The following is a 25,475-nucleotide window of genomic DNA, read 5'->3' as shown; positions in this document are numbered from 1 at the left end:
ACCTGGGCAGGTTCAGGGCTAAGGCGCCAGGTTAAGTGGCGTCGGTTGGCGTGAGCGGCACAGTAGATTGCAGGATTGCGAAGGGGCGGGAATCAGCGGGGTAATGGAGGTCGCGCAGGAAATCGCCAAAGCCCATCTTGCGGTAAAGCCCAAAGGCGGAGTTGGCTTCATGAGGAACTTCCGGTGTGGAGAGCAAAATATAGCGAGCGGGAAGATTCCAGGCTAAGGCTTCTAGTAGTGCGCGGCCCAGCCCGTGGCCTTGTTTCGCGGGGAGCACGTGGATTTCTGCCAGCTCGAAGTAATTGTGGAGAATCTCTTCTTGCTCTGGGGTAGGGCCGCCGCAGGCGGAGAGTGCACGGCGGAGCTGTTTATCCCACCAGGTATCGGGGGTGCCTAGGAAGCCGTAGGCAAAGCCGGCGATGCCATATTCATCGGTGGCCACAACGCAGGAAAACCCTGGGCGTATGAGATCTGCGCGCCATCGTGAGATGGACCCCTCGCGCACCGAGGGGTTGTAGTCCATCGCTGCAATGTAGATATCCACCAAGTGCGGGAGGGTAATGGCGAACTCTTGGGGGCTTAAGCGGCGCAGCGTGTAACTCACGTCTCTAATAACAACAGATTCTCGCGGGATGTGAAAGCACTCGGGAAAACTTCCATCAAGCGTCGTGGCGTGCGTGTTCGAAAATATTCGAAATAATGCTTTAAACCCATTGTTTAATTCGAACACCTGCTCTAAAATTGGAGGTGGATGTAGGAAGGTGGTTTTAAGGTGAATCGCAACAACGAACAACGGCAGAAAATCAACAGCATCAACAGCACAGTCTTTATCGACAAACTGAGGAAGAAGCCCAAGGGGGAGAGGACATGGCACAGGTAATTTCAGCAACAGCGGCGGCCCGTAGCCGGAACCGTGAGGCTATGCAGCGGGTGCAGCGAGACCGTTTTGTGAACCAAGCACTAGACCTCTTAGCGGATGCGCGGAGAAGCGCGGCGGAGGGAAGCTTTGCAGATGCATTGGAAATGGCTTACCGCGCTTCGTTACGTGCAGCCGGGGCACGCGTGGCGGCGTCCACGGTGTCGCGCCGCCGGCGCTTGCCTACTTCCGCTTGGGAGCAGGTGGCTCTCATTGGCCCGGCTGATGCGCAGTGGGCAGAGGAGTTTGAGGAGTACTCCCGAGTGCGCTCACGTGTGGCCTCTGGGTTAGATCCGGTCCCTGAGCCGGATTCGGTTTATCGGTACTTAGCGCTTGCCGCACGTTATGTGGATGCGACTGAGTCCGAGCTGGGCTTCGGGCCAATGGCGGCCTAAGGCTGGGGCCGGGTTCATAGGCCGTGAGGGGGTAGTGTGGCCAAATTATGGACTGTCTTTGTGGGAACTATCTCGCTATCCTTGACGTTATAGAAGTAGTAATCCACATTCCCAGTATTACTACCTAAACCCCAACCCATTACGGAGGACGCTGTGGCCCTTTCTGAGCACGAACAGCAAGCGCTGCGTGAAATTGAACAGTCGTTGCTGGCCAATGATCCTGATTTTGGCGCGTCTGTGTCCGGTGAGACTTCTTTCGGCGGAAACTCGGGTGCCCTCACCCTCCGCGGCGTGGCCTTGATTGTTGTTGGCCTCTGCATGATGGTGGGCGGTATCGCGTTGGCTCAGCAATCTCTGTGGTTTGTCAGCCTCTCCGTCCTTGGCTTCCTCGTTATGTTCGGCTCCGGTGTCTGGATGCTGCGCGGAAAGTCTGACGATTCTCTGGTTGCAGTCGGCACGCAGGCCCCTGCGCGCGGGCGCAGCAAGCAATCCAAGAAGGGCGGCAGCGGCGTTGGAAACCGCCTGGAAGACAATTTCCGCCGTCGCTTTGAAGAACGCTAGGCCCCAAATAAGGCGCTCATGGGCGTTGCATAGATAGCTGTACTCTCGCCCCGCAGCCCTCCGCGTTAATTCGCGGAGGGCTGTTTTGCTCTTAGCTGTTCTTAGTCGGTTTTATCTGCCCTGGTCTGCTCTCATCCGTGGAGGAAGTTGGGGGCACAATGGCACCGGCCATTGCATAGAGAGTCTGTGTCGCGCTATCGAGCTGCTCCGGAAAGCGCTCCGCTAGCTCTGAAGCCCGAAGGATAGCGGCGTTGAGCAGCGAAATGTCTACCGCGGAAATACCGGGACAGAACGCGTCAACGATGGTGGCGAAGCCGCCATGAGAGCGTTGCACTTTCTCGTCAGCAAAAGCTTGGGGAAGTGCTGAGCGGCAGTCATCAAATGACCGTGGGCCCCATGAACAAAGGGTTCGAGTGTGGCGTCCACATAGGCGCGGAGGCGTTTCGTGGGTTCAGGGGGCAGCCTGGTCTACGTCATCGAGGTGAGGGAAGGATTCGGCTGCGGAGGCATCGATTACGGAGCGGGTGAAGGCGGAGTCCTTTTGGGTGCCGTCGACGAAGGCGACGACGGCACTGTCCATGGCCTTCAGTCCGGAGACTCCGTCGTTGACTAAACCTGCGGTGAGGCCGGAGATGATGACGACGAGCATGGACATCAGGGCGAGTACAACGCCTATGAGGAGGAAGCGGGTACGCGCGAAGAGCATCTCGCGCCAAGCTAGATACATGGTGGATCTTCCTAGTGGATGGGAATCTGTTGGAACGACATCCCCGTCAAATGTGGGATAGAAACACTGTGTTTCTAAAAATGCTGTCGCGAGAAACGGCTTTCTGGGCAGTTTCCCTAAATTCCCCACTTTCCCCCACTGGCCCCGTGTGAGCCTGTGGGGCGGTGGAGTGTGGGGTGCTTGACTGCGGGGTAACGCACGTATAAAGCGCAGGATTGTGTGAATGCGGGGGAGAAATCTCCCTAAAGGGGTGAAAGTTGCAGGTGTGAATAAGGGGATGAAATGCGCGCTTAGGGGGTATGTCAAGAGTGTGTTGGGAAAACTTCCCACCGAAAAAATGCCTGTCTAACTGCATGTTTTCCGTGACACGCGGGAAAGAGGGGAGTTAAAGGTGTGGGCGGTGGGGGAAAGTGGGGTAGAGTGGGGCGCAGCGGAGGAGAGTTGTTCTCTTGTCGCGAGAGGAATCCGGAGTTTTCGAGTGACAGGAAGGTGGACCCGGGGATGTTTCTCGGCACCTACACTCCCAAGCTCGATGACAAAGGGCGGCTCACGCTTCCAGCGAAGTTTCGCGAAGAACTGGCCGGTGGCCTCATGGTCACTAAAGGTCAGGACCATTCGCTTGCGGTATACCCGCGGGAGGAATTCGCGGCACGAGCAAGGAAGGCGGCGGCTGTGTCACGCACCAACCCGGACGCGCGTGCGTTCATCCGTAACTTGGCAGCAAGTGCGGACGAGCAGCGCCCCGATGGGCACGGGCGTATCACGCTGTCTGCAGGCCACCGTGAGTACGCAAACCTGACAAAGGAATGCGTGGTTGTGGGGTCGGTCGACTTCCTCGAAATCTGGGACGCAGCCGCGTGGGCTGAATACCAGGCGCAAACTGAAGACGCTTACTCGGCGGCAGACGCCGATGACGTACTTGCCGGGCTGCTCTAAAACTGGCCCGGCGCACCAAGAGTGCGTGTACGGACTCTGCCCGAGGAGGATGAGCTGGTGTACTTCCCCGACATCAGAACCCTTCCTCGGACAGGGCCCTATACGCACTCGATTTTTATCCAGAACATCAGACCGCAGCCTTAAGCGCCTGAACGGAAAGGGGGACAGCAGCAGTGGACCACGATGGCACCATTAACTACGACGTGAGCGACAATCACGGCCATGTCCCCGTCATGCGTGCGCGCATGGCCCAGTTGCTAGCTCCGGCTGTCGAAGCAGCAGGGGAAAACGCCGTCATCGTTGACGGTACCTTGGGCGCGGGTGGCCACAGCGAATATTTTCTCACCACCTTCCCCTCCGTTCGTATCATCGGCGTGGATCGTGACTCTGCTTCGTTGAGCAATGCTTCTCGACGTCTCCGCCCCTTCGCCGACCGTTTCGTGGGCGTCAACGCTCGTTTCGATGAGGTGGGGCGTGCCATCGCGGAGGGTGAGGGCGAACTCTTCGCCATCGCGCGGGAGTACGGAATTGCTGGGACGCTATTTGATCTCGGAGTGTCCTCCATGCAGTTGGATCAGGTTGACCGCGGTTTCGCGTACAAGACTGACGCCCCGCTGGATATGCGCATGGATCCGCGCCAGGGGATGACCGCCGCCGACATTCTCAATACTTATAGTCACGGCGACTTGGCACGCATCTTAAAGACCTATGGCGATGAGCGTTTCGCCGGCAAAATCGCATCCGCGGTTCTGCGGGAAAGGGAAAAAGAGCCTTTTAGCAACTCCGCGCGCTTGGTCGACTTGTTGTACGCCACCATCCCCGCAGCAACGCGCCGCACTGGTGGACACCCGGCGAAGCGAACCTTTCAGGCGCTGCGCGTTGAGGTCAACCGTGAGCTTGAGGCTATTGAGCAGGTTATCCCTGTGATTACGGATGCCTTGTCTATTGGCGGACGGGCGGTGTTTATGAGCTACCAGTCGCTCGAAGATCGCATTGTCAAGCATGCTTTCACCAAGCTCAGCACCTCGACCACTCCAGCGGGCCTGCCCATGGATTTGCCCGGGACCGCGGCTCATTATTCCGTGGTGACGCGTGGTGCGGAGAAGGCGAGCCAGGAAGAGATTGCGGAGAACCCGCGTGCGGCATCCGTCCGTGTACGCGCGCTCGAACGCCTTGAGGGGACGCCGTCTTTTCATGAACCGGGAGGTAGGCCATGACGCTGAGAGACCGTACCGCACAGGCAACCCACCGCCGCGACCACGAGAGGACCCACACCATGGGCGCAAGCCGCGATTTCACCACCGGAGCCGATGCCACGGTCCAGGGAACCGCGCTGCTTGAACGGGGGCGCCGTACCACCCCGCTGCCGAGCCGCACCCCGCATCGCGGCACCGTCCCTACTCGCCGCGTTGGCTCCGGCCTACGGGGAAGCCGCCTTGGTTCGAAGCAGGTCGTAAGCAATCGTGGGCGTCGTGTCGCACAGCCCACGCGGGTTAACGGCCTCTTCGCGCGCTTGTCCTTCACCGCCATTGCTCTGCTCATTACGGGTGTGGCCGCAGCCATGTGGCTGTCGGGCTTGTCCACGTCCCAGACCTTCAAGATTCAGGAGCTCACCGCCCAGGAATCCACGCTGGATAACCAGTTGGAAACCCTGAACCGAGACTTGGAAAACGTTCGTTCGGCCTCGGATGTCGCTCGCCGCGCCCACGAAGCCAAGATGGGCATTCCGGTCCAGCCGGGCGTTGTGGAGGTTGGCGCAGACGGCAACATCGAGCACAAGCGCGAGGCAACCCCGGATATGGAATCAGTCATCGATGTCAACGGTGAGCCCGTCCGCCCAGGCCAGGCTTCCAGTGACCCGAATGCGACGGCCAACATGTCCGACAACCTCAACGCCCGCCCGACGCTCAGCGAGCGCAACCGCGAAGGCGGAGGTGCCGTTTCCACTGACACGCAGTCGGAGGATAGCCCCGAAGGCGGCCAGCCAGGGGAGGAGAACGTTGAGCTGCCGGATATTCCGGCCCAGGCTCCCTACGCGGCGCGGGGATAGAATCCCCCTCCCGCTTCGCGCGTGCCTGCGTGGGCAGGCGGCGATAATAGGGCACAATTCGGGATGAGACTGTCTCGACCCCGCGCCAAGCGTGGGGCAAGACATTCAGCTGTTTACTTACCTACCCTCGCTGCAGACAGAAAGGTGACGTGTGACCCCACCACACTCCGGTGGCCGGCGCCCGAGGCGCGCTCCTGCCGCCCGTGCCACTCAGCCACGCGGTGCCTCTCACCAACCACGGCAGCGCTACGACGCCGACCGTGTCGTTCCCGCGACCCGCTCCCGGAATCCGCGTACCGGCAAGCCTTTCCTGAGCCAGCAAAAGACGATGCGCCAGCGCGTTCACGTCATTGCGGCGGTGTTGCTCGTCATCATGCTGGCCTGGATGGGGCGCCTCGCCTGGGTGCAGATTGTGTGGGGTCCAGACCTGGCAGCGAAGGCAGCAGCGCAGCGAACCCGCGTGTACGTCGATACCGCCGGGCGCGGTGAAATCCTTGCGCGCGATGGCCAGCGTTTGGCCTACACCATGCGTGCTCGCTCATTGACCGTCTCACCGACTCGCCTGCGCGATGAGCTTCGTGAGCAGGAAGAGCAGGAGGCCGCCGGGGAGGCCGAGTTTGAGTCCTTGGCTCCCGACGCGAAGAATTCCTACCTAGACAACAAAGTGACCGAGCGGCTCACCGAAATGTCGAAAGGAATTCCGAGCAAGCTGAAGGATGCCGGAATCGATGCTGGCGACGTGGACCCGGAGCAGATTATGGACAAGCTCCGTGCCGACACCCAGTATGAGGTTCTCGTGCGCAATGTCGACCCAGATGTCGCGGTAGCCATTTCCGAGGAATACCACGGCCTTGCCGCCGATGAGCAGCAAATCCGCCAGTACCCCAACGGTGCTATCGCGGAGAACGTCATCGGCAAGGTATCCATGGACGGCCAAGGCCAGTTCGGTTTCGAAGCCTCCGGTGATACCACCCTCACGGGTATTGATGGCAGCTCCACCGAAGACGTTTCGGCTAATGGTCAGGTGATTCCCGGTAGCCTCCGTGATCAGGTACCCACCACTGATGGCAAAAATGTCACGTTGACGCTGGATCTTGATTTGCAGACCTACGTGCAGCAGAAACTGGAAAAGGCAAAGGCCAACTCGAAGGCGAAAAGCGCTGAGGCGGTCGTGCTGGATGCCGCTACCGGACAGGTCTTAGCCATGGCAAATACTGGGACGGTTGATCCGAACAAGGACATCGAAAAGCAGCTCCAGAAGGACAAGACCTTCGATAACCTGGCGGTCTCGCACCCCTTCGAGCCCGGCTCGGTGGCGAAGATTATTACTGCTGCCGCGACCATCGAAGAGGGGTTGACTGACCCGGATGAGGTTTTGCAGGTGCCCGGCTCCATCGACATGGCCGGCGTGACTGTTAATGATGCTTGGTCGCACGGCGTTGAGCCTTATACCACGACCGGCGTCTTCGGTAAGTCATCGAACGTAGGAACGCTGATGTTGGCGGATCGACTCGGCCAGGATAAATACGCTGACTACCTAAAGAAGTTCGGCCTCGGCCAGACTTCGGGCATTGAACTGCCCAACGAGTCTCCAGGCCTCGTGCCTGACCGTTCGCAGTGGTCCGGTGGTACCTTCGCTAACCTGCCCATCGGCCAGGGCCAGTCATGGACTGCTCTGCAGCTGGCGTCTATTTACCAGGCCCTCGCCAACGACGGCGAGCGCATCGAGCCGCGCATCATTGACTCGATTACCGCGCCGGACGGGACGAAGGAAGAGCTGGAAGAGCTGGAGGAGCCCGAGACCACCCGCGTGGTCAGTGCTGAAACCGCACGCACCGTCGTCGACATGTTCCGAGCGGTCTTCCAGGATGATCCGCAGGGCCTGAACAACGGTACCGCCGGCAACGCCAATATTGAGGGCTATCAGCTCTCCGGCAAGACCGGTACCGCGCAGAAAGTCGATGAGGACACTGGGGCTTATTCCAATTCCAAATACTGGATTACGTTTGCGGGCATTGCGCCTGCCGACGACCCCCGCTTCGTCGTCGCCGTCATGCTCGATGAGCCGGAATCCGGTGTCAACGACGACGGATCCGGCGGCCAATCAGCGGCCCCAGTTTTCAGCGATATCGCATCCTGGCTCCTTGACCGCGACAATATCCCGCCCTCCCCGCCAGCACCGCAACTGACGTTGCGCGCCGAGTAGTCAGCTCTCACACCGAAAAGCACATATCGAAAACCTAGAGACAGAGAAACAGAGAAGAGGAATCACCGTGACCAGCAGCACCACCCTGAAGCGCCTAGCAGAGATTTCTGGGGGCACAGTGATCGGGGATGCCTCGACTACCGTTAGGTCCTGTGGGCTGAACTCGGCAGCACTGCCGCCCGGTGGCCTGTTCGCGGCGCTTCCTGGAACACGCGTCCATGGCGCGAAGTTTGCCGTAGATACCGCAGCGGCTGCCATTCTTACGGACGCCGAAGGCCAGAGCATTCTCGCCGAGGCCGGGGAGTCGCGGCCGATTCTTGTGGTGGAGGATATCCGCGCAATCCTCGGTACCGTCTCTGCCGAGATTTATGGCCATCCCACGCAAAAGCTCACCATCCTCGGCGTGACGGGCACCTCCGGTAAAACTACGACGAGTTACCTCCTTGAGGCGGGGCTGTTGCACGCGGGCTATTCAGTCGGCCTCATCGGCACGACGGGCACTCGCATCAACCGCGAGCCGGTCCCGACCTCCCTGACCACTCCGGAAGCGCCGACCTTGCAGGAGCTTTTTGCACGAATGGTTTCCGAGGGCGTCACGCACGTCGTGATGGAGGTGTCCTCCCACGCGCTTTCCTTGGGGCGAGTTCAAGGCACACACTTCAACGTGGGCGGATTTACCAACCTGAGCCAGGACCACCTGGACTTCCACCCGACAATGGAGGACTATTTCGAGGCCAAGGCCATGCTTTTCGACGGCCCCCAAGCCGCCGATCGCTCAGTGATTTGCATCGATGACGAATGGGGGCGTCGCATGGCGCAGCGCGCCGCAGCACGCCCGGTGATCCGGGTATCAACGACCTCGCAAGGAAGCGATGCCGATATCACTGGCCGTCAGCTCAGCACTGAGGTCACCGGTGCACAGCAGGTGGAACTAACGCTTGCCTCCGGTGAGCATGCCGGAACGTTTGAATTCCGCCTGCCTATGCCGGGTACCTTCAACATCGCCAATGCGGCTCTCGCCACAGGGATGGCCGCCGCTATTGGAATCGAGCCGCACGTCTTCCTCGAGGGTGTAGAGAAGGTGGCAGTCCCTGGGCGCATGGAGCGTGTTGACCGCGGCCAAGACTTTGTGGCTGTGGTGGATTACGCGCACAAGCCGGCTGCAATCGCGGCCGTTCTGGAGACCCTGCGCACGCAGTTGGAAGGCAGCACGGGCCGCATCGGCATCGTCGTCGGCGCGGGAGGTGACCGCGATTCCTCCAAGCGTCCGCTCATGGGAGCGGCCGCCGCGAAGGGCGCGGACCTTGTCGTCGTCACCGATGACAACCCCCGCACCGAAGACCCAGCATCGATCCGTGCAGCCGTGCTTGCGGGCGCCCAGGAGGCAAACCCAGCGGCTGATATCCGCGAGGTAGGCTCACGCGCCAAGGCCATTGATGAAGTCGTGGCGTGGGCGCAGCCGGGTGATGCCGTCATCGTCGTTGGCAAGGGGCACGAGGTAGGCCAGCTCATTGGCGATACCGTCCATCACTTCGATGACCGCGAAGAGATGGCTCGAGCTCTTGAAGCCGTGACTACTGCGACTACCCTGAGTACCGAAGAATCCAAGGAGCAAGCATGATTGCGTTAAGCCTCGCTGAGATCGCTGAGATCACGGGCGGCCGCCTGGATAGCGTCGATGATCCAAACACCCAGGTGACTGGTTTTGTCGAATTCGATTCTCGCAAGGTCACCCCAGGCAGCCTCTTTGTAGCGCTGCCCGGAGCCCGCGTGGATGGCCATGACTACGCCACCACCGCAATTGATAAAGGCGCCGTTGCCGTTTTGGCGGCGCGACCGGTGGGTGTTCCGGCGATAGTCGTCGAACCCCACGGGCGCGTCGAGGGTGACGGTGCCAACGCGGATATTTACGCCAACGATACAGATGGGTCTGCGGCCGCCGTTGTCGCAGCGTTGTCTGCGATTGCTCGTGCAGTAACGCAGCGCCTTGCCGCAGAGCAGGAACTCACTATTGTCGGTGTTACCGGTTCGGCCGGCAAGACGTCTACCAAGGACCTCATTGCCACCATCTTCCGCGAGGTGGGGGAGACTGTCGCTCCGCCCGGCTCCTTCAATAATGAAATCGGGTTGCCCTATACGGCTCTGCGGTGCGATGAGCACACGCGCTACCTGGTGGCGGAGATGTCGGCCCGCGGCATCGGGCACATCCGTCACCTCACCGAAATCACCGCGCCGCGCGTTGGCGTGGTCCTGAACGTTGGTAGCGCGCACCTCGGCGAATTTGGCTCGCGCGAGAATATCGCTCAGGCCAAGGGAGAGTTGGTGGAGGCGCTGCCGAACGCGGAGGCAGGCGGCGTAGCCGTCCTTAACGCCGATGATCCTTTCGTCGCTGCCATGGCTCCACGCACGGAGGCCAAAGTGGTGTACTACTCCACGGAAAATCGTCGCGGAGGTGCCCCGGCAGCACAGTACTATGCCACCGACATCGTGCTCGATGACGTCGCTCGTCCCTCCTTTACCCTGCACAGCCCGGATGCCGAACCCGTTGCTGTGAAGCTCCAAGTCTTTGGCTCCCACCAGGTGTCTAATGCACTGGCCGCGGCCGCCGCAGCCATCGAGCTGGGGGTGTCGGCAGACACGGTGGCGGCTGCCCTGTCCGGCCACCGCCTCGCTTCCGAACACCGCATGGACGTACGCACCCGCCGCGATGGCGTCACCGTCATCGATGACTCCTATAACGCCAACCCCGATTCGATGCGAGCGGCCATTGCCGCTTTGGCTTATACCGCAGCAGCGCGCCCCGACGCCCGTTCCATCGCGGTGCTGGGGGAGATGGGAGAACTCGGCAGCGATGCAGAGCAATCGCACCGCCAGCTCGGTGAGTTTTTGGCCAAATACCACGTCGAGCACCTCATCGCGGTAGGGGAGAATCCCAACTGCCGGGCGATGGCCGAGGCCGCTGCGCAGCAAGGTATAAATACAGTGGTGTGCGCCGATGCCGCGGCCGCCGCACAGGCGGTGGACGGCATACTGCGCGTGGCCCCAGCAGGGGTCGATGATTGGGCTAGCCGTAACGTTAAAGATGTGGTCTTGATTAAGGCCTCCAATGCCCAACGTCTCTGGTTGGTCGCGGAACAGCTGAACCACAGCTAGCCGCTAGAAAGGACTTCAAGCTCGTGACTCAGATCATCATCGCTGGTGCGGTTAGCTTCCTCGTGGCGATCTTTACCACCCCGGTTCTTATCCGCTACTTCTCCGATACCGGCCGCGGACAAGAGATCCGCGAGGATGGCCCCAAGTCTCACTTGCGCAAGCGCGGTACGCCGACGATGGGTGGCCTTGCCATCCTCGCGGGCATCTTGGTGGCCTATGTTGTGGCTGGCCTCTATGGCCTGCTAACAGGGCATGAGGCCTTTACCGCCTCCGGCTTGCTGGTCCTCGGACTGACCTTAGGCTTGGGCGCGGTGGGCTTCGCGGATGACTTCATCAAACTCTTCCGCCACCGCAACCTCGGGCTCAATAAGACCGCCAAGCTAGTCAGCCAGCTCGTGCTGGCGCTGCTCTTCGGCTTCTTGGTTCTGCGTTTCCCCAACGATGCGGGGCTGACCCCAGGCTCCACCAAGCTATCCTTCATCCGCGACTTGAATACTTTCGACCTAGCTGTCGGCGGCACGGTCATCGGAACCATCGTGTTCTTGATCTTCATGTACATCCTTATTGCGGCGTGGTCGAACGCGGTGAACCTCACCGACGGCCTCGACGGCCTCGCGGCGGGCGTTACCGCGATTGTCATGGGCTCTTATTCGCTGATGACCTTCTGGCAGTTCCGCTATTCCTGCGCCACTAACTTTGCTGCCGGGTGCTACCAGGTGCGCGATCCGCTCGACCTCGCCGTGCTTGTGGCCGCAGGACTGGGCGGCTGCCTGGGCTTCCTCTGGTGGAATGCCGCGCCCGCCAAAATCTTCATGGGAGACACCGGGTCCTTGGCACTTGGTGGTTTGGTCGCGGGTATTTCCGTTACCAGCCGTACCGAGCTACTCATGATCATCATCGGTGCCCTGTTCGTCATCGAAACGGTCTCCGTTGTTATCCAAATCGTGGTCTTCCATTCCACAGGAAAGCGCTTCTTCCGTATGGCGCCGATTCACCACCACTTTGAGAACGGTGGTTGGGCGGAAACGGCCGTCGTTGTCCGCTTCTGGCTTCTGGCTGCCATGGCGGCGATGGCCGGCGTGGCAATCTTCTACGGTGATTGGCTCACCGCCTCCGGCATAGGAGTAGGGGCATGACGCGCCCAGACTTCCTCTCCGGCCGCGTCCTCATCGCCGGCGCTGGCGTCTCTGGCCGCGGGTGCGCGGCAGTCCTTTCCCGCTTGGGCGTGGACTTAACGGTGGCCGATGGCAACGGGGACTCCCGCAGTCGCATCTCCGCGGAGTTGGGCGTTGCCGCCGTGGACACTTCCGCGGTGGACCTGGCTGAGTACTCGCTCGTCGTCACCTCGCCGGGGTGGCGGCCAGATTCACCGCTGCTCGCCGCTGCAGCCTCCCGCGGCCTTGAGGTGATCGGCGATGTGGAGTTGGCCTACCGCCTCGACCAAGCAGAAGTTTTTGGTGCCCCGCGCCGTTGGCTCGCGATCACCGGCACCAACGGCAAAACCACGACCACCGGCATGCTCGCTGCCATCATGGCTGCTGACGAGCAACGCTCCGGACAGCGCGCCCAAGCCGTAGGCAATATCGGCGTGTCATCTTTTGATGCCTTGGCCGCTGAGCCCCGTGTGGACATCCTCGTAGCGGAGCTTTCATCCTTCCAATTGCACTGGTCCTCCCAGCTACGCCCAGAAGTCGGAGCTCTGCTTAACCTCGCGGACGACCACCTGGATTGGCATGGCTCCTTCGAGGCCTATGCCGCAGACAAGGCCAAGATTCTGCGCGGAGAGCATGCCGTCTACGGCAAGGAAGATGAGCACGTTCGAGCGCTCGCTGCTTCTCTTCCCGGCGCAACCGCTTTCAGCCATGCCGAGCCCGCTGCAGGTGAAGTAGGCGTGAGCACCGGCAGCCTCCTCGTCAACGAGGTGGCAGGTATGAAGTCCGTCGTGGTAGACGATGCCACCACCATCCAACCTGCCGGTCTGGCCGGAGTGCTGGATGCCGCTGCCGCGTCGGCGGTCGCGGCTGTCGCCGGTGCTCAGCCGGAATCCATTGCCGAAGGACTTGGCTCCTACGTGGTGGCTGGCCACCGCGGGGAGATTGTTCACCGCCATGCTGGCGTGACCTACATCGACAATTCCAAGGCGACGAACCCACATGCCGCGGAGGTCGCTATGCGCGGCTTGGACTCCGTGGTGTGGGTGGCCGGCGGCCAACTGAAGGGCGCTGATGTCTCGGAACTGTTGCGCACCCATGCCGCGCGGCTGAAGGCGGCGGTTCTGGTGGGCGTCGACAAGCATGTGCTTGCCCAAGCCCTCGTGAAGGCAGCGCCACATGTGCCCGTCGTCATCGTGGATAGCCACGATCCGGAAGCCGCAATGGAACAGGCAGTGTCCGCCGCCGTGCAACACGCCGACGCCGGCGATACCGTGCTTTTAGCACCCGCTGCGGCATCGTTGGACATGTACACCGGTATGGGCCAGCGCGGCGATATCTTTGCCGCCGCTGCCCGCCGCCTCGCCCGCTAGCGCTAGGAGCACCCGTGACCGCCACCAGCACCCAGAAGCCACAACGCACGCTGGGATACCACCTGCGTGACCTCCGCGAGCGCCTCCGCGCCTACCCCGGGCTTGACTATTTAATGCTGCGCATCGCCATATTTTCGCTCATCGGCATCGGCGTGCTCATGGCCTTCTCCTCATCGATGGCGACGTCGCTGTCGGAGACCGATAGCCCGTGGTCTGCTGCACTGCGCCAGTGCGTGCTCGTTATCGCCGGCCTCATCGTGTTTTGGATTGGCCTGCGCATGTCGCCCCGCACGCTCCGGGCACTCGTGCCGTGGTTTCTGGGGCTATCCATCCTGCTTCTTATCCTCGTCCTCGTGCCCGGCATTGGTACCGGTCGTGTGGAGGTCGGTTCACAGTCCTGGATCATGCTGCCTGGTGGCGTGGCTTTCCAGCCCTCCGAGTTCGCCCGTGTGGCCGTGGGCATGTACGGCGCTTCAGCGCTGGCGGATAAGACGCACCGTTCGATGCGCCTGACGGACCCTTTCATGATGTACTCCATCATCGCCGGCATCATGTTCGTGCTGATTGTGGCCCAAGGCGATCTCGGCATGGGTGTCTCTTTCGCCCTCATCGTCGTGTTCACTCTGGTCTTCGCCGGTGTGGACTGGCGTGTTCCGACCGTCGTCGGTGTCTTCGGCGCTATCGGCATGGTCACCGTCTTCTTGGCCGGCGGCTTCCGTTCGCACCGCTTCCACACTTATTTCGATGCGCTGCGCGGCAATATCGAGGACACACAAGGAACCGGTTTCCAGGCTTACCAGGGCTTCCTTTCGCTTGCCGACGGCGGCTTCTGGGGCGTTGGCCTCGGCCAGTCACGCGCCAAGTGGTTCTACCTCCCAGAGGCGAAGAATGACTTCGTCTTCGCCATCATTGGGGAGGAATTGGGCCTATGGGGCGGTGCCTTGGTCATCGGGCTGTTCGCCGTACTGGGCTACTTCGGGCTGCGGGCGGCAACACGCGCCCAGGACCAATTCCAGTCCCTGCTGGCCGCCACGTTGGCGGTGGGTGTTGTCGTGCAGGCATTCATTAACATTGGCTACGTGATCGGCGTGCTGCCGGTGACGGGTATTCAGCTGCCGATGATTTCTGCGGGTGGTACGGCCGCGGTGATCACGATTGGCTCGATGGGCCTGCTGTGCAATGTGGCGCGCCACGAGCCGCTGCAGGTTTCCGCCATGCAGAACTTTGGGCGCCCGCTATTCGACCGCATCTTCTTTATTCCCGAACCTACGCCGCCCAATGAGCGTCGCGGCGGGGCACACCGGGCCCCGCGTGAACGGGGGGAGGGCACGCGCTCCCAGCGCGCGCACCGCGACCGCTCCCAGCGCCATGTTGAGCGCAGCCGCGAGGAAAGATTTGGGCGTGCAGTAACGGGACGCTCGTCGCGCTCGCAGACGCCGCAGGGGGAACAGCGGCGGGAGTATCGCCGGGAGTATCGGCGCGGCGAGCGACGGTAAGAAAGCGCGGCGCTGGTAGCGTGTAGTGCATGAATGACACGCCGATTTCCGTCGTCATCGCAGGTGGCGGCACCGCCGGACACATCGAACCAGCGCTCGCGGTGGGGGAGGAGCTGCGCCAGCGCCATGGCGCGCGGGTGACCGCTCTAGGAACCCCACGAGGTTTGGAAAGTGATATCGTGCCGGCGCGTGGCGTCGATTTGCGCATGATTACGCCGGTCCCAGTCCCACGCAAGATCAACGCCGATGCCGCGAAGCTGCCGTGGCGGGTCCTCAAGTCTGTCCGGGAAACCCGCGCGGTTCTGAAGGACGTCGGGGCCAATGTGGTTTTTGGTACTGGAGGATACGTCGCTGCGCCGGCCTATCTGGCGGCGAAGTCTCTGGGTATCCCGTTCTTCGTGCTCGAGACGAATGCTCTGGCTGGCATGGCCAACAAGCTGGGGGTGCGCCTCGGGGGCACGGGCATCAACGCGCAGGAAGGCTCAGGTATGCCCGGCGAGGTCCTGGGAATTCCCGTGCGGCCGGGAATGGGTGAGGATCCCGACGGCGCAAAGGCGGCGGATGCGCGCCAGAACTGGAACCTCGACGCGTATCGCCCGACAATCGTGGTGACCGGCGGTTCACAGGGAGCAGTGAGCATCAACACTGCCGTGGCCGGCGCGCTCGATGACCTGTGCCGAGACTTCCAAGTGCTGCACGCCTATGGCAAAAAGAACGAGGCACCGGCTGAGCACGAGCACTACACCGCGGTGCCCTATATCGATGACATGGCTGGCGCTCTGGCCGTTGCTGACCTCATGATCTGCCGTTCCGGAGCGATGACGGTGGCAGAGGTCTCCGCGGCCGGTCTGCCCGCACTCTATGTGCCGCTGCCGCACGGCAATGGCGAGCAGGCTCTGAACTCGCGCGCGCTGGTGGAATCCGGCGCCGCGGTCCAAGTTCCGGACGCCGAATTGACCTCGGAGCGCCTCGTTGCCGAAGTTCGCGCTATCCTTGACCACCCCGAAACTTTGACGGCCATGCGTACTGCCGCTGACGCCAGCACAGCCGGCGAGGTTGCAGCTATCATCGCTGACCGCATCGCGCAGCGTGTCGCCGCCGAGAACCGCGGCTAGACGCACAGTACAGGTTAATGAAAGAAGGATTTTTCACCATGACTGATACCCCTGCCACCACGGACCTGTCCCGCGTCCACTTCGTCGGTATCGGCGGCTCCGGCATGTCCGGTCTCGCACGCATTCTGGTTAGTCGGGGCGCGGTCGTCACCGGCTCGGACGTTAAGAAATCGACGGCTGTCGACGTCCTCCGCACGATGGGTGCGCACATCGCCATCGGCCATGCCGCTGAAAACCTTGACCTGGCTGGTGATAAGCCAACCGTGGTCGTGACTTCCTTCGCCGCCATCCCACACGACAATCCCGAGCTCACTGCTGCGCGCGAGGCCGGAATCCCGGTCATACGCCGTTCAGATCTGCTGGCTGAGCTGATGGACGGCCACCGCCAGGTCCTGCTGGCTGGTACTCATGGAAAAACTTCGACTACCTCCATGGCGGTGTCCGCGCTGCAGCAGGCGGGCCTCGACCCCTCCTTCGCCATCGGTGGCCAGCTCAACCGTGCCGGAACCAACGCGCACGGCGGCACGGGTGATGCTTTCATTGCAGAAGCCGATGAATCCGATGCTTCACTACTGCGCTACAGCCCCTACGTGGCGGTGATTACCAATATCGAGCCGGATCACCTGGATTATTTCGGCACCGCGGAAAGCTACTTTCAGGTCTTCGATGATTTTGCTGACCGCGTTGTTGAGGGCGGTTACTTGGTAGTTTGCCTTGAAGACGCTCAGGCGGCCGCTACCGGCGAACGCGCAGCACAGCGTGGTATTCAGGTGCTGGGTTACGGCGCACGCAGTGCGGTAGGCGAAGATTCTTCCGTGCCCCTCGCAGCGGAGATTCTGGAGGAAACCGTCTCCGCCGCCGGCGCGCACGTCCGCGTTCGCTTGGCCCTGCCGGGGCAGGCGCCGCAGGAGTTGTCTTATGACTTGCACGTCCCCGGGCATCACATGGTGCTCAATTCGGCGGCCGCGCTGTTGGCCGGCACGCTGGCCGGCGGAGACCCAGCGGAACTGGCCGCGGGCCTGACCGACTTTACGGGCGTGCGCCGCCGCTTCGAGTACCGCGGCAGCGAGCGCGGAATCCGCGTCTTCGACGATTATGCGCACCACCCTACGGAGGTATCCGCGGTACTTAACGCGGCCCGTGCGAAGGCGGATGCGGAGGATGAGGGGGCGCGTGTTATCGCCTGCTTCCAGCCGCATCTGTACTCCCGGACAATGAAGTTCGACGCAGAGTTTGCTCAGGCCTTGGCGCTTGCCGACGCCGCCGTCGTCCTCGACATCTACGGAGCCCGCGAGCAACCGGTTGAAGGAATCACCTCCCGCATCATCACCGATAAGATGCCGGAGGACATGCCGGTCATCTTCGAACCCGATTTCTCCGAAGCCGCTGGCGATGTCATTTCCCTGGCACAGCCCGGTGATATCGTCCTCACGATTGGTGCGGGCACGGTTACCTACGTAGCCGGTGAGGTTTTGTCCGAGCTGGGACGCAACGACGAGGCGGAAGAGCCGAAGGAACCGAATGTCTAAAAAGACTGGGGCGCTCGCGGTGGGCGTGGTGCTACTTGTAGCGGTCATCGCTGCAGCAGCAGTGTGGCTTTTTCCTATCCTCACGGTGAAATCCTTCGAGGTGGTGGGAAACGATCACGTTGCTGCTGAGGATGTGGAGCAAGCTAGTGGTGTCGCCAAGGGCTCGAACCTCGCGCGCTTGGATGCTCGCGAGGCCGCGCAGGGCGTGGCGTCGCTCCCGTGGGTAGAAAGCGCGACGGTATCGCGGGCATTCCCGTCGACGGTGCACATTGAGATCACCGAACATGAGGCAGTGGCCTTTGTTCGCAATGGTGGCACGACGGTGTTGGTAGATAATCACGGTAAGGAATTTGTGGAAGATGAAGCACCACCCGAGGCCGTGGAGCTGACCGGTAGCACAGACTCCGGCTCCCCAGAGATGCAGGCGGCCGTCGAGGCCGTTGCAGCCCTCCCCGCACCGATTCGGGAGAAGGTGACGACCCTCGAGATCAAAGACAGGTATTCGCTGACCTTCCACACTGAGGAAGAGAAAACCATCTTTTGGGGGGCATCCGAAGACAATAAAAACAAGGCGATTGCTTTCGAAGATGTGCTCAAACTTGAGGGCGAATCCTGGAACATTTCTAACCCGTCGCTGGTGACTCGCCGCTAGGGGCGTCGCGAGTGGGACGGGTGGGGCGCTTGTTAAGAAAACCGCATGTCAGCAACCCTAAAGTAGAGGTTGAGGGTACCGACACGCGGCAAAATGTGCGCCGAAATTACCCCATTGTCGTTAAAGATGGATGTAACCGCCTCTCACGAAAAGAGGCGCCTCCTCGTTTACATTAAAACCTTATTCGAAAGGCAAGAGACCCTCGTATGATCTCATCTAGCAACAATCTCGCGGACATCAAGGTCGTCGGCGTCGGCGGCGGCGGTGTCAACGCTGTCAACCGCATGATCGAAGAAGGGCTCAAGGGAGTCCAGTTCGTGGCGATCAACACCGATTCCCAGGCGCTGATTTTCTCGGATGCGGATACCAAGCTCGACATCGGACGCGAGGCCACCCGCGGCCTCGGCGCCGGCGCTAACCCGGAGGTAGGAAAGACCTCCGCGGAGGATCACAAGACCGAAATCGAAGACGCCCTCCAGGGCTCCGACATGGTCTTCGTCACCGCTGGCGAGGGCGGCGGAACCGGTACCGGCGCAGCCCCTGTCGTTGCCTCCATCGCAAAGAAGATGGGCGCTCTGACCGTCGGTGTCGTTACCCGCCCGTTCAAGTTCGAGGGCGCGCGCCGCACCCGTCAGGCCATGGCCGGCATCGAAGAGCTGCGCGAGGTCTGCGATACCCTCATCGTCATCCCGAATGATCGCCTCATGCAGCTGGGCGGCGAGGAGCTGTCCATCGTCGAAGCCTTCCGGGCCGCCGACGAAGTCCTGCACAATGGTGTGCAGGGTATTACCAACCTCATCACCATCCCGGGCATGATCAACGTCGACTTTGCGGACGTTCGCTCCGTCATGTCCGACGCCGGTTCCGCACTCATGGGCATCGGCTTTGCCCGCGGCGACAACCGTGCGCTCACTGCCGCTGAGCAGGCCATCAATTCCCCGCTGCTGGAGTCGACGATGGAGGGCGCCAAGGGCGTGCTGCTGTCCATCGCCGGTGGCTCCGACCTGGGCCTCCACGAAGTCAACGCCGCTGCCTCCATGGTCGAGGAGCGCGCCGACGAGGACGCCAACATCATCTTCGGCACCATCATCGATGACAACCTTGGCGACGAAGTTCGCGTCACCATCATCGCTACCGGCTTCGATGCACAAGCCAACATGACCTCCCAGCCGGCGCAGCCTGGCCAGGCGCAGCAGCAGGGTTCGGAGGCTACCCCGGCCGCACGCCCGGGTTCCCTCTTCGAGAACCGTGCTGAAGCACAGCCTGAGAGCCCCGCCGCGCCGCGCACCGAGGCCCCGCGCGAAGAGTACACCCGTGCCGAGCCGCAGCGAGCTGACGCCCAGCGCATCGGCCGCGACGAGTACACCCCGCGCCACTCCTACGAGCGCGAGCAGCCGGCTGAGCCGGCCCCGTCGAGCGGACTGTTTACCACCTCGGATCGCTTCCGCGGTGAGGAGTACCGTCGTGGTGCCGATGACGAGTACCGCCTCTCGCGCCCCGCTGAGCGTAACAGCCGTGACTTCGATGACGATGGCGACGACGATCTCGACGTGCCGTCCTTCATGCGCTAGTCCCAGCCAGCTACTCTGGAGTGCATGCCAGTAAACGAGGAAGCACACGCAGTACGACGCCCCGTCCGCATGGTATTTACGACCCGTGCCGGCGGGGCGTCGTCGTCCCCCTATGACTCTTTCAACTTAGGCGATCACGTCGGCGATGACCCCGCCGCTGTGGCCGCCAACCGCGAGAGGCTTCTCCGAGCAACGGGCTTAGAGGACATCGTGTGGATGGAGCAGCTGCACACCAATACGGTGACGGTCGTGGGCGCCGAACACCGCGGCGCGAAGGAGCCCGTGCCGGCCACCGATGCGGTGGTGACCACCGAAAAACGCCTGGGCTTGGGCGTGCTCGTGGCTGATTGCACGCCGGTGCTGCTTGTCGACGTCTCCGCGGGCGTCATCGGCGCCGCCCACGCCGGGCGCCTGGGCGCGCGCAATGGCATCGTACGGAACACGGTCAACGCGATGATTGAGCTGGGGGCTACCCCTTCGTCGATCCAGGTGCTTATGGGGCCGGCCGCTTCTGGGCGTAACTATGAGGTTCCGGACCAGATGGCCGAGGACGTCGAGAAGCACCTGCCTGGCTCCAAGACCCGCACGGCGTCGGGTACCTGGGGCGTCGACGTGCGCGCTGGGCTAATTCGTCAATTGATGGAGATGGGGGTTACGGCAATTGAATCGGACCCACGCTGCACGATTGAGGACACGGATTTCTTTTCATATCGCCGCGAGGGCGTTACTGGACGCCAAGCCGGCGTGATTTGGTTGGAGGATTAATGACGGACAAGGACACAGCGTCGACAGTAGGCGGCGCAGAAAACTCAGCAGAAGGCAGCGCGAAGCGCCGCGAAGAATTGCGGGCTGGCCTGGAGCGCACCCGTTCGGATATTCACCGCTTCGCTGAGGCCGCTGGCCGCCCCGCCCCGCAATTGCTGCCGGTGACGAAGTTTCACCCGGTCGAAGACATCGCGTTGCTGGCAGAGCTAGGGGTAACGGATGTGGCGGAAAATCGCGAGCAGGAGGCCCGCGCCAAGGCGGAGGCTCTGCCGGAGATTCGGTTCCACATGATTGGCCAGGTTCAGACCAAGAAAGCGAACCACGTGGCCCGGTGGGCGCATAGTGTTCACTCGCTTGACTCAGAAAAGCTCGCCAGAGCACTCGACCGCGGCGTGGCTCTGGCCCAGGAACGCGGCCAGCGTGAGGACACGCTTTCAGTCTATATTCAGGTTTCCGCCGACGGTGATACCGCGCGTGGCGGCTGCCCGCTAGAGGACGTACCTGCTCTGGTGGATCTGGTCGAAGATCTAGAGAACCTGCAGCTGCGTGGCTTCATGGTGGTTCCACCGCTGGAGAGCGATCCGGCGGAGGTTTTCACCCAGGTGAGGGCACTGACGGATGAGGTGGCGGCCAAGCTTGGGCGAGACCTGAAAATGTCCGCCGGAATGAGCGCTGACATGGAGGCAGCGATTGTATCTGGAACAGATATCGTGCGTGTCGGAACCGGAATTATGGGAGAGCGCCCGCTAGGTTAATTGTCATTGTAAAAGTGCATTACAAGACAGCAAATGAACAGCACACACTAGGTCAGAGGGAGACCCAGAATGTCACTGATTGATAGGACTAAAGAGTTCTTCGGGCTAGGCCCGATGGACATGGACGCCGACGATGCTTATTACGCAGATGAGCGCACTTATAGTGCTCCGGCGTATGCACCTTCCTACGAGAAGCAGGAAGAGGAATTTGTCCCGACTATCGTGGCGCTGTCGCTCGTTTCCTTCGATGATGCAGCGAAGGTTGGCGGCCCCTTCCGTGATGGTGACGCAGTGGTCTTCGAGCTCACTGACGCCGACCGCGGCTCCGCAAAGCGCTTCGTTGACTTCGCTGCTGGCCTCTGCTTTGCGCTGGAAGGCCGCATGAAGAACCTGACGAAGGGCGTGGACACTAGCCGTAAGGTTTTCGCTATCGTGCCGAAGGGTGCCGATATCTCCACTGTTGAGCTCGAGCGCGCAGCGCACCTGCGCTAAAGGCTTCGCGCTTTAACCGCTTCAGCGCCTTTTCTCCCCTGTGTTGGCTAAGGGGGGGAGAAAAGGCGGTGGGGCGGTTTGTTGGTTTTCTCGCCATTTCCCTAGCGGTCTAAGCGGAGCGGCATTCTCGGCGGCGGTGCGGCTGCCGCGGTGCCATCTCTGTTCGCCGAGGGCGAACCCTCGGGCGGGGGAGTACCGTCTGCGGGGTGGTTCGGATAGGCTCGGGCACTGTGAATGCTTTAGGTTCAATTCTGCTCGTCGCCGTGAGTCTTTACTCGTGGATTTTGTTGGCGCGCATCGTCATCGAGATGATTCAGTCTTTCTCGCGTCAATTCAATCCGCCCCGCTGGTTCATGATGGTTGCCGAGGTGCTCTTCGTCGTCACTGACCCGCCAGTTAAGGCGCTGCGTAAGGTTATTCCGCCGCTGCAGCTAGGGGGCATTGCGCTCGACGTTTCCATCATCGTTTTGTTCCTGCTTTTGTCCATCCTTTCGCAACTTATTGGCTGGCTATTTTTCAGCGCCAATGGGCTTGCAATGTAATAAACGGGTGTATTAAACCCTCCTGTTAACGTTGAGACTCGTGCCAGCGTTAGATAATGTGTTGATTCGGATACAATCAGTTACCACAATCCGTATTATTAACCGCATATGTACCCGGCCTCTGGACCCTCTAGAGGTTTGACCGATTCGTAAGGGGAAGAGAAGTCAATGCCACTGTCACCAGCTGATGTACACAACGTCGCTTTCAGCAAGCCGCCAATTGGCAAGCGTGGCTACAACGAGGATGAGGTCGATCAGTTCCTCGACCTCGTTGAGGATGCTCTTGCTCAGCTGCAGGACGAGAACGATGATCTCCACGCCCATGTTGAGGAACTGAAGTCTCAGGCTCCGGCCGCCGCTGCTGGCGGCGCTTCTGCCGCAAAGGTCGACGAGGCCGCCGTACGTAAGGAAGTCGAGTCCAAGCTGCGCGCCGAGTACGAAGCAAAGCTGGCTGACTCCAAGAACGAGATTGCCAAGGCTAATGAAGAGACTAAGCGCGCACAGGAGCAGGCGAAGGCCGCTCAGGCACAGTCAGCCCAGGCGCCGGCTGCTCAGGCACAGGACAACTCCGCGGAGCTTAAGGCTGCTCGCGAAGAAGCTGCTGCCGCCAAGCGTGAGCTCGAGGCCTCCAAGAAGGAGCTGGAGCGCACCAAGAAGGAGCTGGAGTCCGCAAAGAAGAACTCCGCTGCTTCCACCACTGCCTCTTCCGCCGCTGCTGTGGCTGGTGCAGGCGCTGCTCAGTCCAACGAACAGGGCCTCGCCACCCCGGATACCCACATGCAGGCCGCCCGCGTGCTGGGTCTCGCTCAGGAGATGGCGGACCGTCTTACCAGTGAGGCTAAGGCTGATTCCGAGTCCATGCTCGCTGAGGCTCGTACGGCTGCAGAGAAGCAGCTTGCCGACGCCGACTCGCACTCCAAGGCCCAGCTTGCTGACGCCCAGAAGCGCTACGATGCACAGCTGCAGGAAGCTGATACCCGCTCCAAGAAGCTGGTGGCGGATGCCGAGAACAAGGCAAAGCAGACTGAGTCTGACGCAACGTCCCGCGCTGAGGCACAGATTCGCCAGGCTGAGGAGAAGGCAGCTGCCCTGCAGGCAGATGCTGAGAAGAAGCACACCGAGGTTATGAACACGGTCAAGCAGCAGCAGACCGCTCTGGAGGCTCGCATTTCCGAGCTGCGTACCTTCGAGCGCGAGTACCGTACCCGCCTCAAGACCCTGCTGCAGTCTCAGCTTGAGGAGCTGGAGTCCCGCGGCACCGCTGCTCCTAACGGTGAAGCCGGCAAGTCCAACAATTAATCAGTGAATGAACGGCGTCCCTGCGGGGGCGCCCTTATTCTTTTATGTAGGTATACGTTTGTAGGTATACATTCTTTGTAAAGCACAGAGCCCTTAGTCATTGGTGGGGAAGGAGCACGCATGCTTATCGGCGCATTGCTGTTGGCCTTTGTTGCTTTCTTGGCCTTCGTGAACTACATCCTCACTGCCGCTGAGTGGTCTTTGTATCTGCTCTTCGCCTCCGCCGGGGTGGGCATTGTCCTGTTCATCGCAGACACCGTGATCAAAATCCGCCGCAGGCACGACGAGTAGCCCTCGGCCCAGTAATAGTTCTGGGTGGAGGGCTGCTTTTGCTAAGACTCCTAGTTGTGTAGCTTCTAGTCGTTTCTTTCCGGGGTGCCGAATAACCCGGGAGGAGCTTGCAACGGCGTGGGCGGTGGGGGAGGGCCGTGAGTCCTTTTCGCTTTACCCCCGACCCGAGCCATGCGGCCGCGACCCGGCGGCGCATTCGGGTCGTCTTGGTTCACCCCGTTGTGATAGGGGCAGAGCATCACCAAGTTTTCTTGGTTGGTGTACCCGCCGTTCTTCCACGCGATGAGATGGTGAACCTGGCATTCATCGGCCGGTTTCATGCACTTATCCCACGCGCAGACTGGGAACTCGGCCATAGCCATAATGCGTTGCTTGATGCTGGCCGAGCGCTCCTCGTAGTAGAGGTTGACCGGTCCGTGATAGGGGTGGAAAAGGGTTGCGAGTGCGCCTTCTTTATCGATCTCATCGGCGATGACTTTGTTGAGGTATTCCGCGCCGGTCATCGTGGCACCATTGGTCATTTGGAGGGTGATTTCCTCGCCGTCACCGTTAAGAATCTTCGTCATGGCGTCCAGTGGTACGAGGATATTAGTCTGCAGACCGCGGCGCGGGGCGGCGCCTTTGAAGAAGGCCTCGCGGATGGACTCGAGGGGGCGTTCGCGGTCGACGGCGTCGCTAAGCTCTGCAATCAATTGCGAGGGACCTGTTATCGCCATTGTCCACGGTGCATTGCGGCGGCGGTAAACAGCCACGCCCTCTTTCGGCGTGGATGGTGCCGAGTGTTCCTTGAGCTTCTTTTTCGCCAGTGTTTCCATCGCGAGGGTATCGGCGCTCGTTCGGCAGAGTTCTAGACGCAGTTTCCAGCCCAGTGCTTGGGTTTTGGCTTTGCGGGCATAGCGGTCGATGACCTCCAGTGTCGGCAGAGAGTGGCCGCGTTGGCGCGCAGCTTTCACCGCGTCGCGTTGCATCCGCGTCATGGCGGTCTTGCCAAAGAAGCTCGTGTGCAAGCGCACCAATTGCGCCGCGGTTTTGTCTGGGGAGCCAGCGGCGATGAGGTCTGCTTCAGACATGCCTTCGCACTCGGCGACGACATCGATGCCGGCCCCGAGTGCGTTGAGGAAAGTCTGTAGCGCGTTCATATTTGTGGAGCTTAAAGCACCTTATGACCTGCGCGCATTAGAAAAAATGTTCCTGTGGAAAACCTTATCTCAGGTGCCTCTTTTATGTACTGGCGTTTCTATTTTGAGGCTTTCGGGAACCTGGGCCTGTGAAAACTTGACCCCTCGGTTATACTTTGGAGCTATATGCAGTGAGCCGGCTATCACCGGGGAGCATTCCGGAAGAACGTGAGGCGCGTGAGCGTCGCATTATTAGAACCGGGCGGGTAGGGACCGTCATCTCCTTCACATCAACGAAGCGGGGCGCCTCGGCGCCCAAGCGGGGTGGTACCGCGAGCCGTACGGCGCGTCCCCGTCACAGCGAACGAGTGAAGGAATTTTT

General features: G+C 61.1%; 25 protein-coding genes. 21 read left to right on the top strand and 4 right to left on the bottom strand.

The annotated features are described in order from the left end of the window. Positions 1-31: 31 nt before the first annotated feature. Positions 32-604 (bottom strand): GNAT family N-acetyltransferase, encoded by a 573-nt coding sequence (locus QP999_RS11205; protein ID WP_284848324.1) that lies wholly within the window; start codon positions 602-604, stop codon positions 32-34. 263 nt (positions 605-867) lie between these two features. Here QP999_RS11205 and QP999_RS11200 point away from each other — a divergent pair, with 263 nt between their 5' ends. Then, a complete protein-coding gene (locus tag QP999_RS11200) occupies positions 868-1,311 on the top strand; it encodes an SAV_6107 family HEPN domain-containing protein (protein ID WP_284848323.1) in 444 nt (147 codons plus the stop codon). Positions 1,312-1,464: 153 nt separating this feature from the next. After that, a complete protein-coding gene (locus QP999_RS11195) occupies positions 1,465-1,872 on the top strand; it encodes a DUF3040 domain-containing protein (protein ID WP_284848322.1) in 408 nt (135 codons plus the stop codon). Between the two features lie 91 nt (positions 1,873-1,963). On the opposite strand, the gene QP999_RS11190 is transcribed toward QP999_RS11195, so the two are convergent. Together QP999_RS11190 and QP999_RS11185 are read right to left on the bottom strand one after the other, a co-directional pair. Further along, complete coding sequence (locus tag QP999_RS11190) at positions 1,964-2,206, bottom strand: hypothetical protein (RefSeq protein ID WP_284848321.1); 243 nt, start codon at positions 2,204-2,206, stop codon at positions 1,964-1,966. A gap of 117 nt (positions 2,207-2,323) precedes the next feature. Next, positions 2,324-2,599, bottom strand: coding sequence for a hypothetical protein (locus tag QP999_RS11185; RefSeq protein WP_284848320.1), 276 nt, complete (start codon positions 2,597-2,599; stop codon positions 2,324-2,326). A gap of 501 nt (positions 2,600-3,100) precedes the next feature. Between QP999_RS11185 and mraZ the strand changes: the two genes are divergently transcribed. The 19 genes from mraZ (at position 3,101) to QP999_RS11090 (ending at position 23,975) form a co-directional block, all read left to right on the top strand. Beyond that, a complete protein-coding gene (gene mraZ / locus QP999_RS11180; protein ID WP_010190539.1) occupies positions 3,101-3,535 on the top strand; it encodes a division/cell wall cluster transcriptional repressor MraZ in 435 nt (144 codons plus the stop codon). 173 nt (positions 3,536-3,708) lie between these two features. Next, a complete protein-coding gene (rsmH, locus tag QP999_RS11175) occupies positions 3,709-4,752 on the top strand; it encodes a 16S rRNA (cytosine(1402)-N(4))-methyltransferase RsmH (protein WP_284848319.1) in 1,044 nt (347 codons plus the stop codon). Beyond that, positions 4,749-5,585, top strand: coding sequence for a cell division protein FtsL (ftsL, locus tag QP999_RS11170; RefSeq protein ID WP_284848318.1), 837 nt, complete (start codon positions 4,749-4,751; stop codon positions 5,583-5,585). The genes rsmH and ftsL overlap by 4 nt, the downstream gene beginning before the upstream one ends. Before the next feature lie 328 nt (positions 5,586-5,913). After that, positions 5,914-7,791, top strand: a complete 1,878-nt coding sequence (locus tag QP999_RS11165; protein ID WP_284848354.1) for a peptidoglycan D,D-transpeptidase FtsI family protein — start codon at positions 5,914-5,916, stop codon at positions 7,789-7,791. A 67-nt stretch (positions 7,792-7,858) separates the two neighbouring features. Beyond that, positions 7,859-9,412, top strand: a complete 1,554-nt coding sequence (locus tag QP999_RS11160; RefSeq protein ID WP_284848317.1) for a UDP-N-acetylmuramoyl-L-alanyl-D-glutamate--2,6-diaminopimelate ligase — start codon at positions 7,859-7,861, stop codon at positions 9,410-9,412. Beyond that, positions 9,409-10,944, top strand: coding sequence for a UDP-N-acetylmuramoyl-tripeptide--D-alanyl-D-alanine ligase (locus QP999_RS11155; protein WP_070445279.1), 1,536 nt, complete (start codon positions 9,409-9,411; stop codon positions 10,942-10,944). Before QP999_RS11160 ends, QP999_RS11155 begins: the two co-directional genes overlap by 4 nt. A gap of 23 nt (positions 10,945-10,967) precedes the next feature. Next, the gene (gene mraY, locus QP999_RS11150; protein ID WP_284848316.1) at positions 10,968-12,080 is read left to right on the top strand and encodes a phospho-N-acetylmuramoyl-pentapeptide-transferase; all 1,113 of its coding nucleotides are present in this window, start codon (positions 10,968-10,970) and stop codon (positions 12,078-12,080) included. Further along, entirely contained in the window at positions 12,077-13,468 is a 1,392-nt protein-coding gene (gene murD, locus QP999_RS11145) for a UDP-N-acetylmuramoyl-L-alanine--D-glutamate ligase (RefSeq protein ID WP_070729777.1), read from the top strand. The genes mraY and murD overlap by 4 nt, the downstream gene beginning before the upstream one ends. 14 nt (positions 13,469-13,482) lie before the next feature. After that, positions 13,483-14,964, top strand: coding sequence for an FtsW/RodA/SpoVE family cell cycle protein (locus tag QP999_RS11140; RefSeq protein WP_070445288.1), 1,482 nt, complete (start codon positions 13,483-13,485; stop codon positions 14,962-14,964). Between the two features lie 29 nt (positions 14,965-14,993). After that, complete coding sequence (gene murG, locus QP999_RS11135) at positions 14,994-16,079, top strand: undecaprenyldiphospho-muramoylpentapeptide beta-N-acetylglucosaminyltransferase (protein WP_070445291.1); 1,086 nt, start codon at positions 14,994-14,996, stop codon at positions 16,077-16,079. Between the two features lie 38 nt (positions 16,080-16,117). Continuing rightward, a complete protein-coding gene (gene murC / locus QP999_RS11130; protein WP_284848315.1) occupies positions 16,118-17,608 on the top strand; it encodes a UDP-N-acetylmuramate--L-alanine ligase in 1,491 nt (496 codons plus the stop codon). After that, positions 17,601-18,260 carry a cell division protein FtsQ/DivIB gene (locus tag QP999_RS11125; protein ID WP_284848314.1) on the top strand — a complete coding sequence of 220 codons (660 nt, stop codon included), beginning with the start codon at positions 17,601-17,603 and terminating at the stop codon, positions 18,258-18,260. Before murC ends, QP999_RS11125 begins: the two co-directional genes overlap by 8 nt. 206 nt (positions 18,261-18,466) lie before the next feature. Continuing rightward, positions 18,467-19,831, top strand: a complete 1,365-nt coding sequence (ftsZ, locus tag QP999_RS11120; protein ID WP_284848313.1) for a cell division protein FtsZ — start codon at positions 18,467-18,469, stop codon at positions 19,829-19,831. 24 nt (positions 19,832-19,855) lie between these two features. Next, positions 19,856-20,596 carry a peptidoglycan editing factor PgeF gene (gene pgeF / locus QP999_RS11115; RefSeq protein ID WP_284848312.1) on the top strand — a complete coding sequence of 247 codons (741 nt, stop codon included), beginning with the start codon at positions 19,856-19,858 and terminating at the stop codon, positions 20,594-20,596. Beyond that, positions 20,596-21,351, top strand: a complete 756-nt coding sequence (locus tag QP999_RS11110; protein ID WP_284848311.1) for a YggS family pyridoxal phosphate-dependent enzyme — start codon at positions 20,596-20,598, stop codon at positions 21,349-21,351. The genes pgeF and QP999_RS11110 overlap by 1 nt, the downstream gene beginning before the upstream one ends. Before the next feature lie 69 nt (positions 21,352-21,420). Further along, the gene (locus QP999_RS11105) at positions 21,421-21,843 is read left to right on the top strand and encodes a cell division protein SepF (RefSeq protein ID WP_167595652.1); all 423 of its coding nucleotides are present in this window, start codon (positions 21,421-21,423) and stop codon (positions 21,841-21,843) included. 230 nt (positions 21,844-22,073) lie between these two features. Then, the gene (locus QP999_RS11100; protein ID WP_070445308.1) at positions 22,074-22,385 is read left to right on the top strand and encodes a YggT family protein; all 312 of its coding nucleotides are present in this window, start codon (positions 22,074-22,076) and stop codon (positions 22,383-22,385) included. A gap of 168 nt (positions 22,386-22,553) precedes the next feature. Beyond that, on the top strand, positions 22,554-23,684 hold the full coding sequence (locus tag QP999_RS11095) for a DivIVA domain-containing protein (protein WP_284848310.1): 1,131 nt from the start codon (positions 22,554-22,556) through the stop codon (positions 23,682-23,684). 120 nt (positions 23,685-23,804) lie between these two features. Beyond that, entirely contained in the window at positions 23,805-23,975 is a 171-nt protein-coding gene (locus tag QP999_RS11090) for a hypothetical protein (RefSeq protein WP_284848309.1), read from the top strand. A gap of 65 nt (positions 23,976-24,040) precedes the next feature. Here the strand turns inward: QP999_RS11090 and QP999_RS11085 are convergent, their stop codons facing one another. After that, positions 24,041-25,114, bottom strand: a complete 1,074-nt coding sequence (locus tag QP999_RS11085; protein ID WP_284848308.1) for an HNH endonuclease signature motif containing protein — start codon at positions 25,112-25,114, stop codon at positions 24,041-24,043. Between the last annotated feature and the right edge of the window lie 361 nt (positions 25,115-25,475).

Origin of the sequence: Corynebacterium sp. MSK004, from assembly GCF_030232515.1 — a bacterium.
Lineage (GTDB): Bacteria > Actinomycetota > Actinomycetes > Mycobacteriales > Mycobacteriaceae > Corynebacterium > Corynebacterium hesseae.
This window is presented reverse-complemented; position numbering and strand designations above follow the sequence as displayed.